12 protein-coding genes and 2 pseudogenes are annotated in these 12,350 nt (G+C 58.1%); 10 read left to right on the top strand and 4 right to left on the bottom strand.

Translation table 11 applies throughout. The features are described 5' to 3' along the window. Positions 1-24 precede the first annotated feature (24 nt). The gene (locus L6637_RS28915) at positions 25-483 is read left to right on the top strand and encodes a helix-turn-helix domain-containing protein (RefSeq protein WP_128929557.1); all 459 of its coding nucleotides are present in this window, start codon (positions 25-27) and stop codon (positions 481-483) included. A 625-nt stretch (positions 484-1,108) separates the two neighbouring features. Beyond that, positions 1,109-3,382 carry a hypothetical protein gene (locus L6637_RS28910; RefSeq protein ID WP_128929558.1) on the top strand — a complete coding sequence of 758 codons (2,274 nt, stop codon included), beginning with the start codon at positions 1,109-1,111 and terminating at the stop codon, positions 3,380-3,382. Between the two features lie 546 nt (positions 3,383-3,928). Here L6637_RS28910 and L6637_RS28905 read toward each other — a convergent pair. After that, positions 3,929-4,201, bottom strand: a pseudogene (locus tag L6637_RS28905) (IS21 family transposase); the annotation flags it as partial. Between the two features lie 178 nt (positions 4,202-4,379). On the opposite strand from L6637_RS28905, the pseudogene L6637_RS43040 reads away from it, so the two are divergent. After that, positions 4,380-4,642 (top strand): annotated as a pseudogene (locus tag L6637_RS43040) (IS110 family transposase); the annotation flags it as partial. After that, the gene (locus L6637_RS28900) at positions 4,620-5,120 is read left to right on the top strand and encodes a type 1 periplasmic-binding domain-containing protein (protein WP_128929559.1); all 501 of its coding nucleotides are present in this window, start codon (positions 4,620-4,622) and stop codon (positions 5,118-5,120) included. The pseudogene L6637_RS43040 and the gene L6637_RS28900, both read left to right, overlap by 23 nt. Positions 5,121-5,494: 374 nt before the next feature. On the opposite strand, the gene L6637_RS28895 is transcribed toward L6637_RS28900, so the two are convergent. Continuing rightward, entirely contained in the window at positions 5,495-5,911 is a 417-nt protein-coding gene (locus L6637_RS28895; protein WP_128929560.1) for a hypothetical protein, read from the bottom strand. Between the two features lie 455 nt (positions 5,912-6,366). Between L6637_RS28895 and L6637_RS28890 the strand changes: the two genes are divergently transcribed. From L6637_RS28890 to L6637_RS28870, 5 genes are all read left to right on the top strand, one after another. Continuing rightward, positions 6,367-6,618, top strand: coding sequence for a multiubiquitin domain-containing protein (locus L6637_RS28890; RefSeq protein ID WP_042336969.1), 252 nt, complete (start codon positions 6,367-6,369; stop codon positions 6,616-6,618). After that, positions 6,605-6,988: an E2/UBC family protein gene (locus L6637_RS28885; protein WP_082847948.1), complete on the top strand. Its 384-nt coding sequence runs from the start codon at positions 6,605-6,607 to the stop codon at positions 6,986-6,988. Before L6637_RS28890 ends, L6637_RS28885 begins: the two co-directional genes overlap by 14 nt. Positions 6,989-7,134: 146 nt before the next feature. Further along, the gene (locus L6637_RS28880) at positions 7,135-8,334 is read left to right on the top strand and encodes a HesA/MoeB/ThiF family protein (protein WP_232995573.1); all 1,200 of its coding nucleotides are present in this window, start codon (positions 7,135-7,137) and stop codon (positions 8,332-8,334) included. Then, positions 8,288-9,892, top strand: coding sequence for a phosphotransferase (locus tag L6637_RS28875; protein ID WP_128929562.1), 1,605 nt, complete (start codon positions 8,288-8,290; stop codon positions 9,890-9,892). Before L6637_RS28880 ends, L6637_RS28875 begins: the two co-directional genes overlap by 47 nt. A 9-nt stretch (positions 9,893-9,901) precedes the next feature. After that, positions 9,902-10,462 (top strand): ubiquitination-like system serine protease family protein, encoded by a 561-nt coding sequence (locus L6637_RS28870; protein WP_128929563.1) that lies wholly within the window; start codon positions 9,902-9,904, stop codon positions 10,460-10,462. A gap of 297 nt (positions 10,463-10,759) precedes the next feature. On the opposite strand, the gene L6637_RS28865 is transcribed toward L6637_RS28870, so the two are convergent. Further along, a complete protein-coding gene (locus L6637_RS28865; RefSeq protein ID WP_128929564.1) occupies positions 10,760-11,029 on the bottom strand; it encodes a WGR domain-containing protein in 270 nt (89 codons plus the stop codon). A gap of 266 nt (positions 11,030-11,295) precedes the next feature. After that, positions 11,296-11,889: a Cap15 family cyclic dinucleotide receptor domain-containing protein gene (locus tag L6637_RS28860; protein WP_128929565.1), complete on the bottom strand. Its 594-nt coding sequence runs from the start codon at positions 11,887-11,889 to the stop codon at positions 11,296-11,298. Here L6637_RS28860 and L6637_RS28855 point away from each other — a divergent pair. Beyond that, positions 11,888-12,340 (top strand): hypothetical protein, encoded by a 453-nt coding sequence (locus L6637_RS28855; protein WP_128929566.1) that lies wholly within the window; start codon positions 11,888-11,890, stop codon positions 12,338-12,340. The genes L6637_RS28860 and L6637_RS28855 overlap by 2 nt on opposite strands. Positions 12,341-12,350: the final 10 nt, after the last annotated feature.

Genomic DNA, 12,350 nt, shown 5'->3' with positions numbered 1-12,350 from the left:
AATGCCGTACCGAGGAGAACAACGATTACGATGCCAGCCTACGCCGAAGAGCTGGGAGGTACTCGCCTGCCTTCCGCGAGCGAGAAGGCGGCAGCCAACCAGCTTCGTCAAATACTCGCGTCGCATGCGACTGGGGATGCCAAGCTACGCGTGCTCGACGATGCTCAAAAGGCTGCTGAGATAACCTTGTCGCCGGCCCTGTCGAGCCTCTTAATGGAATTGCTTCGGCACATCGGCCGCGGCGATGCGGTGACCCTTGTGCCTGTGCATGAGATGTTGACCACACAGCAAGCTGCCGACATCCTAAATGTCTCACGTCCGTTTCTGGTTTCTCTGCTAGAGAAGAACGAAATTCAGCACGTGACAGTGGGGCGTCATCGCAGGATTAGGGCAGAGGATCTATTCGCCTATAAGCGCACGCGTGATGAGAAGCGAGGCAACGCGCTTGCGAATCTCGCCGAGCTGGACGCGGAGCATCTGTAAGCTTGTTTGCGAATCGTTTCACCGCATTCGTCGATGCGTGCTCCCTTGCGAGTGCCCTCAAAAATAGACTGGCCTCAGGCAGCACAATTTTGATGCAGCTCTGATTTCGGATATTCCAAAATGAAGGTTGTGCAAATCAACGAAAGCTGACTGAGATCAATCGCCTGCGTGTAAAACGACCCGCTGGCTGTCTCCTGCACTCGCGCCACTCTCGGTCTCTGCGCCGAACTAGCGCTATCAAAGGCAGTATTCCCGCGACTGGACCACCGATAGATCATCGCTTCCAACTGCCCGCGAAGGTCAATCGAATGCTCTGCGTATTCAGCCCGACTGTGATCGCACCATCGGCTCTGCAGCGTGCGCGTCCGATACCTCGCCTGCTGAGGGCCCACCAGCCTCTGCTTTAGGGCGGGGAGTGTTGCGCTCCGTCTCCACGGCCTGGTTGCAAAGCAGGACGCGTGTCTGCAGACCGGAAACCTCAAACCAAGGCATCTTCTATGGAATTGGAAGCACGGTGATTCTGATTTTCGTGGTGAGTCCGGGAGAATGCCGTTCGTCAGCTGATCGTCAGCCAAGCCGTCTATCTAATTAGGCTTCACGTTCTCGCCTGGATCGGAGTTAGAATATGACGGGTATTGGCCGGCCTGGCAAATCGCTCGTTGGGGCTCCCGGAGCCGACAGCACTTGGGACTCGAGCAGTTTGCGTTCAGAATCGAGTCTCGCCGCTGGGGAGGGCGGCCAATCCTTCTATTCCATCGTGGAGCGAATGCGCTCTTGGCCTCAGGATAGAGCGGCGTTGGTCGGCAGCCAGCCGCGAACTTCGGATATGGCAGTCCCCATTTCATCGACGGGTGACGAGATCAAGGCAACAAAGCGACAAATGGAAAGCCTGCTCTCGGAAGTTGGCGCTCGCAGTAAGGCGGCCATGCAAGCGCGGAGCTCGTCAGAGGCACAAGAGCTGATCGACAAGCTCATCCAGGTCGGCTCAAAAGTTCTGGAGTACTACGCCAGCCTGCCCCAGCACGAGGCGCGCAGGATTCTGTCTGACGATCAGGCTCGCGGTCTCCGGGACGAGGTGCTCCATGCGGCGGAGCAATGTAACGCTCTGGCCACCCCGACCATCTACGCCTTGGAGCAGAGCAGGAAAAGTGCAACCGTCGTGCTCCAACGGATGCTATCCAACACTCCCTCTGACCTACTGAACCGAGCGGTTTCCGGCGTAGCAAACCGCTATGCGGACTGCATGGAGTGGTGGGGAAAGAAGGCGTTGCGTTCGGAACGGATGCAATGCGTCTGCGCCGCTACTGCTAATTTACCCAATGTAACGGCCCAAAAGCGGCAGGCCGACGAGGCCGCACTGCGGCTGCACAGCGGTTGGGCACTGCACACCAAGTGCATGCATCTGCAATCGCAGGTCGCTCTCGCACAAATCATGATTGAGCCTCTCGAAAGCACGTTCGACCCAGCCACGAGGGAAATCCTCATGGCCGAGAACGGACGGGCTCGCCTGCTCGGCACTTTCATCGATGACGTTTTTCCGGCATTCATATCGACAAAGGACGCAGTTCTACAGAGCCAAGGACGCGCACTCGACGCGGCGCACTGCGCGGTCCTGGAAGGAGTTATGGAGCGGCTTTCTGAATTTGCGTTGGGAGTGCACAACCTCGTTTCAAAGCTAAGGGGTCAGGGGACCGGTGACGACCTGCCATTGAAACTGTTGCATCAGATCGTGGAAAGCGCGTGGGTCACTGCACACGACGTTATGCGGCTGCTGGATCTACAGCCCAAAACGTCGGCCATCAATTCACCGGCGGTCGAAGCAGGGGCTGCGAAGCCGGCCAACGCTACGCGAGAGGCTGTAGCGGCCGAAGGCACTTCTGCGCGCAGGAAGGGTAAAGCCAAACGTACACCGAGCACTCTCGCCGGGAGTTCGGCACGCGACGGGACGCAGCTGCAGATCGCTACAACCGACAAAGCCACGGCGCCAGCAGCCAAAGTTGTGGTGCTCTCGGATCTGGGTACGAAGAAGCTCGTGAGCGCGGAAGAGGCGCATGCGAGGGCGACATCCTCGGCGACGGCACACTTGGCGATCTGGCAGGCCCCGCCATCAATGGAGACGCTGGCGCGCCTACTCGAGCGGTTGGACGCACTTTTGCAGTTTGATCTGGCTGGTCAGCAACGGGCCGTCTCGCAAGCCCGCCAAATGAAGCCCGAGGACGCCGACCACGTTGTGGATGCCGTGATCGAGCGCCTGCAGACCCAGGCCGCCGAAATGCAGGCTTGTGAGGGTTCGCTCGCGGAGCCTGGTCGACGTATCCTACTCACGCCAACGCAAGTGCCCGAGGTGCATGGCAAGCTAGTCCGACTCAAGATGATGCGGGCCGAGGCGCAGGGGCTCGCCAAGACTTTGGACGAGCGAAGGGCATTGACTAGGATTGAATGCATGAAGACCTACGGCTTTCCGTCGCAGAAGTACCTTGAACAGTTGCGCGCGGCCGGGGAGTTGGCGCCTGCCGATCTACCGCGCGCGTTAAAGGGCGAGCCAGGGGTGCTGTTTCAGGTTAAGCTGCAACCCAAGGCGCTGCGCAATGGTGCAATGCCGAGCCCCATGTGGGTTCACATCCATACGAAGCGACCGGTACATACGGGCCAGTTGGCGACGCTGGATGACGCCGACTTCGCCGCTTGCCACGTCAAGTCCAACGAACAACGCGGCTATAATCAGCAGTGGCAGAACGCCCGGGCGGCGACGGGCTGCGAAAACGTCGTGATTCACCGCGGCAAGCTCACGCCTGCGTTCTGTAAGTCCTTGTTGGCCACAGTGCGTAGTGACATCCCACCCTATCGGCTTGCCGAGGCGGAGCAACTGTCAACGCAGGCCGCTCGACTTGGGATCTAGGGGCTTTAACGGTAGAGTACCGAGTGGCGACATCATTGGTCAGACCAGGAAATCCGAAGCCAGTGGGCCGTAATCGGGGTCGTGGGCCTACAAGCTGGCCGGCGACAGCTTGCGCGCGACTGTCCGGTCTGGCCGCAGCGATTGGAAGGAGACAAACTGAGCGTCGGGCGCACCCTTTCGCCGACGCGGACGATCAGCCCGCGTAAGTAGGTCAGGCAGGCTTTGTTGCAGCGAGTCGCCAGCGCGATGTTTCGACAGGAGATTTGGTACAAGTGTTGCAGGTACGAGGTGAGGTCTTCGATGCGGAAATTCTTTCGGTGTTGGGAAAGATCTATGATGAAGCGGTGGCGGCGCTGCCTGCAAGTATGCGAACTCCCGTCAATCGAACAGAGCTTGCCAAGCTGGTACTTAGGCGCACGGCCGCTGGTGAGGCCGAACTGGCTCTCCTAAGAAGGCTAACGGTGGCTATTGCGCCAGTCGCTTAGGCGAGCAGCGGTTGAATGCCTCTACTTGAATTCCAGAACTATAACCGCGTTACCACGGCCGGCGCAGGTCTTCGAAGATCCGGATCAACGTCAGCTGTTCACGAGCCGGTTTAGCATCGTTCGCCGCGAGCAGTCCGTCAAGCTCTACTGGCCATCCTCCCAGCTTTGGCCGCGGCTGCACTTGGCGGTCAAACTCGAAGGAGGTCTCCCCAGACCTCAGTACCTTTCGGACCGTGTTCCGCGACACCTTCGGGTCACAGGCGATCTCCTTGATCGTCTTGCCTCTGATGAAGTGCTCACGCCGTATTCGCGCAATCGTCTCCATGACCAGCATCGCCGACCACCTGCTTCATTCCAAAGCAGGCAGCGCAACAGCCCAACTGGGTCAATGTTGGGCGCGATCCCGGCTTAGGGGGGCAATATTGCAGACGATGACGTAATTGCGGTCGCGCCCGCGGCACGAAAGGTCCACTATCTTCAAGCCCTCCACCATCTTACGAATCGGAGGGGCTATGAAGCAATATGTTGGGCTGGATGTCTCGCAGAATGAAACGTCAGTGTGTGTGCTCGACGAGGTCGGTCAGGTCTTGTTAGAGGGAAAGGCCAAGTCCGACCCCGGGCGCTCACGGCACTGCTCCGCAAGCGAGCTCCACACGCCGAGCGCATTTGTTTTGAGACCGGGACGATGGCGAGTTGGCTGTGGCACGAGCTTCGTAGGGCTGATCTTCCAGTGGTCTGTATCGACGCTCGGCATGCGCAGGCGCCTTTGTCAGTGCTCGAACCGCTCGGATTCTCAGTCATTCTCGCGCAGTCGCGCTACGACTCTCCCCTCGCAGGATCGCCTGCTGACTGCACTGCTGTCGCGGCGGCCGGAGGCGATCATCATGGTCGGATCACCCGCAACGGAGGAGGGCGCTCGCCTGCTGCGGCATGCACGCAGTCCCGTAGGTGAAACACGGGAGCTGCCATCGTCTCCAATCGATGCAGTCGTCGGTTTCGATAACTACCAGGCGGGCGATACCGTCGCCCGGCACTTCGTCGCGCAAGGACGCAAGAACTTAGCGTTCATCGACGGCACCGACCCGCGCACGACCCGCCGCCGGCTCGGATTTCGCGACAACGCCGTTGCGAGCGGCCTTACTGACCCACGTCGGCTGATCCTGGACCGCAACACGGCCTGCACGACGCTGGCGCATGCGCAGCTTCCCGGCGTAGACGCCGTGTTCACGGCTAATGATGCTGCCATCGGTTAAATGGCGGGCTTGCGCAAAGCCGGTTCTTGCGCGAGGCCTGCCTCTGAGGCCCACACTTCTTTGAACGTTCCAACGGTTCCGCTACAGCGTCCAGCACCAACATCCGGCCGACGCTTGCGACCTGCGCCAGCATACACTTCGATACGCGGCCACAACGGTCGTCTTATGTCGTCCGAATAGTCGTCCATTGTGAGCACCCTTGCTGAAGATGACTTTTCTAGCGGGGATCACGCGACTACGCAACCGACGACAGCAGGTACTTAGGGACCAACTTCAGACTACACAATTTGATGCAAACTCAACTTCGGATATTACATAATGAAGGTTATACGAATCAATCATCTTCGATGCTGGAGCCAAGGCCCGTCCTTTGCTCACGAGCGAGCTCTCGCACGTTGCAACTGCCGCAACGCTTGGCGTCGGGTTTGTTTGCGCAGGCGTCGAACCGGCGTGATCGACGGCATCGGCGACAGTGTCGTGGCTGGCGCCGGCTCCTCGACCGCGCGGGCATCAGGCAGCTCCATTGGCTGAGCTGGTGCGGGCCGCGCCTCCATGACCGCGAGAACCTCGCGTCCCTTATCAGTGATGCGCCAGCCGCCGTTCCTTCGCTCGATGAGACGTTGGGAGAAGATATCCAGGTCAGGCACGCGGGCCGCCAATCGCTTCGTGCGTTCGGCCCAGTCCCGTCCGCTGGTGGCCAGAATCGCCATATCGCGCTTGATGTCCTCCAGGACGGCGAACCCGTCCGGATAGCTGACCAGCACCTTGAGAACCGTCACCTGGAAGTTCACTGCCCCACCCGTACGCGGCTTCCGCGAACTTACTTCCCTACATCTTAGAGGCACTCGAGACCTCCTGTCGACTCACGCCATTCATTCGTTGGTTTGTCTTGGAGGTGCGGGCGTGGTGATGGCGTAGCACTCCAGCTCGGAACGGTCATGCCCGCGTCGGGATTGAGGATAGTTGACGTGCAAGCTTGAAGAATTCACCCGCGCGCGGCGCCGCAAGCAGCCGCTTAGATTGCTTCCGCGATCCAGGACGCAGCTAGGCCCGCGCGAAGCGGCGGCGTTTCGCCACTCGCTGGTAGCCGCCAGTCACGTTGAGCCGCACGAACTCGGCGCAACTGACAGGCACCTAGCTGCAAGATCCAAGGGGAGAAGACCTTGACACTGTTCTTTATTTGTTCTAGCTGATAGCATGCGCATCGGTCTTCGTCGGGAGGCCGCACCGGAGCAGGTAGGAGATCATGAACGACAAAAAAGAAAAGGAATTCCACTTTTTCGTTGATGGGGTGAAATACGAGACCGAGCATTCTTATCTCTCCGGGGCCGACATTAAGCGGATCGCCAAGATCGAAGCGAATTATCAGCTTTTTTTGGAAGAGCAGGGAGACACGCCGGATCGTCCGATCGCTGACCCAGATACAGTGCCCCTGAACGATCGGATCAAGCATTTTTTTGCAGTGCCGCCGGCGACATTTGGACATGGAAATCATTGATAAGCAGTTTGCGGCGCTCCAACAGCATTTTCCCTTGGCGCGTCGAACCCCGATGTCCAACGGAGCTGTATTGGTTGAGATTCCGGAATTCGATCTTCCAGAAGGTTGGAGCATCGCTAAAGGGACCGTCATTTTTCTGCTGCCACCGGGATATCCTTCGGCACAACCGGATTGCTTCTGGTTGGAACCGGGGCCTGTTCGCTTGGTGGACGGCGGCGCTCCAACCGCCTCGAACGATGCCAATCCGGTCCCAGGGGGTGAGCCGCGAGGCACTTGGTTTTCGTGGCACTTGCAATCTTGGAATCCAAATCGCGACAACATGCTGACCTATGTCAACGTCATCGCGCAACGTCTAAACCCCGCACGATAGTGGACGATCTTCTCATCACCTTTGCCGATCTCGACTTCGTCCGGCGCTCCGTGCTGGGCGGTCGAACCGAGTTATGCTTGGTCTTGATGTGCGGCAGAACGTCTCGGGCCGACGGTCGTGCAAGGGTGTTGGTGCGAGAGGTCGTAGTGCCCGCTGAAGACGACTACACTCGGCGCAGCCAACTCGAAGCAGAGCTGCGGCCTGCGTTCATCGCCAGGTGGGCAAAGATTGCTGCGCGGACCAAAAGTAGCCTGGTGTTTGTGCATAGCCATCCCGGGAGGGCCGCGCCCGAGTTTTCGCGCATTGACGATGCGGGCGAGGAGGTTCTCGCACACTTCTTTCGGCATCGAACCCCTGACTTGCAGCATCTGGCCCTTGTTGTGAGCGACGGAGGGTATGCATGTCGCTACCTTGGAAGCGACCGACATCTTCGTCTGATTGCGGTAGGGGATGATCGACGAGTCCTGTTTGATCCCAGTCGATCACACGACCCTTCCGATCTTTACGATCGGCAGGTTCGGGCCTTCGGTCGTGCCGGGCAGAGCATCCTCCAAAGCCTCAGGGTGGGGATCGTGGGACTTGGTGGCACGGGATCGCTGGCCGTGCAGCAATTGGCTCACCTCGGCGTCAAGGAGTTCGTTCTAGTTGATCCAGATGACGTCGAGCTGACTAATTTGAACCGCTTGGCAGGGTCCGCATCTGCCGATACGGGGCAGGCCAAAGTCGCGGTGGCCGAGCGATATATTCGCGCAGTTCAACCTCGTGCCGTAGTCACCTCTTTTCAAGAGAACGTCGTCTTCGTCGAAACCGCAAAGAAATTGCGAGACGTTGATGTGCTGTTTTGCTGCACCGATTCACACGGTAGTCGAGCCGTCCTTCAGCAATTAGCTTATCAATATCTCATTCCTTGCATCGATATCGGGACGGTTATCGCCGTTAAGGGGGGCAAGATCACTCACATTACCGGCCGCGCCCAGATGCTGTCGCCTGGATTGGCTTGCCTCACCTGCGGTGGCCTCTTGGACGGTAACGAGGTCCGCCGCGACATGATGTCGGAGGCCGAGCGCAAGCAGGATCCTTATCTCGTCGGCGCTCGTGAACCTGCGCCCGCGGTGATCTCGATCAACAGCACTATTACCTCGCTCGCCATCACCATGTTCTTGTCCGCTGTTGTCGGCGTGCCATCGCCGGCGCGGCATCTTCTGTATGATGGTCTGAGAAGTCGCCTCCGGTCGGTCAAGGGTGAGCCCGTCCAGGACTGCATCGTCTGCTCGCGGGCAGGCGTTTTGGCAAGGGGCGATGGATTGGCTCTCCAAGGCCGTCTCGCTCAAAATGTCAATCGTTGACGTTACAGCTTTTGGTCGGTCGGAGGTTGGCTGGATCGGCGCCGATCCCCCGGCTGAGGCTAAGGCGCCGTTTCAAGACCGCGGCCTCACGATCAGACAACAGCAGATTACCGCTTTTCAGCCGATGGAGCCTGCTCTGTTGGCGAGCCTTGCCGCCGTCGTAATCGTCCAGCAACAAGATTACCCATCAAGATTCCAGCGAATCGTTCGAAGCTGCCTTAAGCACCTGCTTGATTACGAATGCCGCGTCTTTGTCGTGCCGTTCGGCGTTGCTGGTCTTCCGCAAGTGTATAGATGTCTGGAAGAGGCGCGTGTGTTTGCCAGCAACCTTCCGAGCGACGTCCTGCGCAATCAGTTCACGTGGCAGAGATCATTGGGCGATCCGATGCCTCTCCCCCCGCTGCCGCACGTCACCATCTTGTCGCCCATTGCCAATTGGTCGGAAGCGGCCAACTTCTTGGTTCGGCATCTCCCCGGCGAGGCCGTACAAGAGTCTGTCAGTTTCAGCTTCGCTCCCGAATGCGAGTTTGGAGAGAACGACGCTGGTGTTGGCCAAGTCCTTCTGAAGCGCGCATTCAGAGGTTACACGGCCGTGCATTTCAGTCCAATGACCGAAGGCCGGTCCGGGGCTGCCGTATACCGTGCCTACCCGGTCTTCGGCGCCTTTCATACTATGCCGCGTTTTGTCAAACTCGGTGATCGCAGCAAGATCTTTCAAGAATTTCAGAATTACCAATTGAATGTCGAGAAATACGTGCCTTTCAATCTCGGGCCGCGATTGAACTACGATTTATGCTGTCTCGGATCGACACGCGGTGTGCTGGTCGGCGATCTCATCGAATCCTGCGAGAGTCTAAGGCTTGCCGCACGGAGCGGCCGGGCCGGGCCGGCAATATCGTGCCTGTTCGATCGAACGCTGCAAGCGTGGTATCGAAATATCGAACGCCGAGATACGCCACTTTCGCAGACCCTGGGTCCGCGCTTTCCAAAGCAATTTGACCGGCGCCGGATGCAAAGGGCGCGATCGATCGGCTCGAGATGCGACCGCGATCGACTGTTTACATTGTTCGAATACTGCGCAAGTTCTCCGGTGTTATTCGCAAAGATTCATGGCGATCTCCACGTCGACAATGTTCAGGTGAGGGGGCACGAGGCGCTCGTCATCGACTTCTATGCCAATCAGGATGGACCGCTGGTGTGGGACATAGCGACCTTGGAGGCCAGCCTATTGGTCGATGCCTTCGATAATCATGAGCTCTGGTCCTTCGATGAGTGGTGGAGGTCGATTGAGCAACCGTATGGTGGTAAGCCGCTCGACATGCTGCTCGGGCACGGTGATCCGCGCGATCCGCATCGCTGGTTTCACGAAGCCGTGCGACAGATCCGGCACTATGCCGCGCGTGTCGCGTCAGCAGATCAATACGGAGCGGCTCTTGCACTGGCCCTTCTGAACAAGGCGGCCAAAGATCCAAACCTGAAAGGTCCTGAGGATGAGCGTCGCGCCGCTGCGTACGTGTTAGCAGAGCGCATTCTCAACAACAACTTCGCACCGCAGTGAGGCGAATTCATGGGCATCGTCATTCTCAACTTTCGGGCGAAGGTTTCTTCACGAGGCGAGGCGGACCAGCACCTGTCGAAACCCGGCGATGCTGTCCTGGTCAACCGCGGTGGTCCACGTTGGCTTGTGTTGTCCTGTCCTTGCGGTTGCGGCGAACGATTTCCAGTCAACCTCGATCCAAGAAGTGGGCCCGCCTGGCGTATCTACAATGCGGAAGGAGGAAAAATGAGTGTGTTTCCTTCTGTTTGGCGCGATACCGGCTGTCAAAGTCACTACATCATCTGGCGCGGACGTATTTATCTGTTCGGATCAGACAATGATGCGGAAACAGACGCTGGTATTGCATTGGACGATTTGCTCGAGCCAGTGTCGAAACGATTGTCGTCCGCCGCTTGGCGGTCATTTGTCGAGGTCGCCGATGACCTCGGAGAGATCCCTTGGGACGTTCTGGAGGCCTGTCGGACCCTCGCTCGCAAGCGGGTGGCCGAGGAGGGAACTGGCAAGCTGAGAAGCCACTTCCGTTTACGTTCGGCCTTGGGAAGGACGGACAAGGTCGACTTCACGGCTTGAGAACGTTTGCTTCAAACGGCTGCGAATATCGAAGATAAAATAGTCAGCTCGCGTACTCGTCACTTGATTGATCAGCACGAGAGCGCGTTGGGGCAGGGCAAGTTGGGTTGAATTGCTGCGCTGGCAAATAGCTCGTTCTGCAAATGCTCGATACTAAAAGAGGTTGTGATCGGCTAGGATTACTTGGATTCGCATAATGAAGATTATGGAATACTTTTGCAATTCTTGCGAATAGGACTGAAACGACCTTAGATTACTTTGATATACTTATTTCGGCTTTTCGTCCAGCCCAGCATCTCACGCCGGGTCACAGCTTGACGAGTGCCGCTGGACGTAACCACGACTGGTTTTTCGCCTGAGCCAACACTCAAGGGCCTCGACGGCCTGCGCGTGACCATCGAACAAATCGAGCCGCCGTCGACCGCGCCCACCGAGGCGCCCCCATTCACGCACCAATGCCGTATCGCCAAACAGCGTCGGCTCGATCGTGAGCACATAGAACCGCGCCATGTTACGGGCCGGATCGCGACGCTCGAGCACGAGATATTGCACGGTGAGTTCGGACATGCGCCAGAATCGCAATTACCGAATCGACCGTCCAATTAAATAAATGAACCGATCAGGGCCTAAGATTCAGAAATTTCATTGTGGCAACAAACGCCGAGGCCAAGCGTATCCGCTTTCCGCCGATGACCCCGTCAAGCGCCGCCCGATAGAGCTTATGCCGTTGCGTCGACAACTGCGCCCAATCGATTGCGAGGCCTTTAGCGGTACAGCCCGGTCATGGATGCGCCCACACCCGCCGATCGCAAGATCGGGCGCGGCATCGTCGCCTAAAACCAGGCGTGCCTCTCCAGTTTGAACTCGGCGATGCCATTTGTCGGCTGGTCCGTAAAATATTCACCGCTTAAAGTCTTCGTCCCCGACATCCCAACACTCATTATAGCCACGCCTCGATAAATCGTAGGAAGCCCAGGCTTAGTGTACTCAGCCTTCCGTCGATTCTCGAAGACGTAGTACACATGGTATTGCGTGCCGGTAGGATCGCGTGTGGCTACAACCGCCAGCGTAGTCGAGGTCGATTCCCTGGTTTCGAGGACAAGAGACATCCCGCTCAAGTGATGTCGGATCGTCAGCGTGGCATCCCTGAGCTCCTGCCTGTCGGGTGGACCATAGCGCAGCACACCGGTCCACCGGCCACCCAAATAGGGGAATGTCATACGCTGAAGTATCGGGATAGCACGCCATGCCCCGTAGATGACGACAGCAAGAGCAGCAGGTATGCCAAAGACATACCTGGAGAATATCCAGACGTCTTCGTAGGTGTTGCCGGTGAATACATCGGCAAACTTCAACCCTGCGAATATCGCTATCGCCAGACAGACGACTATCGTAAATAGAAGCCGGGTCTGAAGAAAGTTGATCATGTCGAAGACCGAAGCCGCGATGACTGGAATAGACGAAATCTTCAGGATTCTGGCTGGACGTCCAGCAGCTTTCGATCCGCTGATTTGCTGTCTCTACCATCAGAATAACCTACCACGTTTCGCCGAGCCAATGCCGCGCGATCCTTCCCCCGAGGTGGGCCAATTCCTCGACCAGAATTTTGCGGAGACCGTGCGAGCAGCAATCGCTTTTAACGAGGCGATTCACGATGGAGCGATCATGGCTGCCGTAGATCATCATTCGCGCTGTACCATCACGGGGTGGTCCTACCGCCTCTTCCCTCCCCCCTCAGAGATACCCCCACCTGTCAACAAAGGATCGGCGTTCAACAGTTGCGTGGCGATGTCCCTCGTTCCCGGGATCCTGGCTCTCTACCTGGTCTCCAAGGGCACGACGTGGAGATTCGAACGCGGCAGCGTCAATAGGCTTTAGCGGCCCGACG

The organism is Bradyrhizobium zhengyangense, from assembly GCF_022012435.1.
GTDB lineage: Bacteria > Pseudomonadota > Alphaproteobacteria > Rhizobiales > Xanthobacteraceae > Bradyrhizobium > Bradyrhizobium zhengyangense.
The sequence above is the reverse complement of the archived record's forward strand: the minus strand, read 5'-3'. Positions and strand labels throughout refer to the sequence as shown.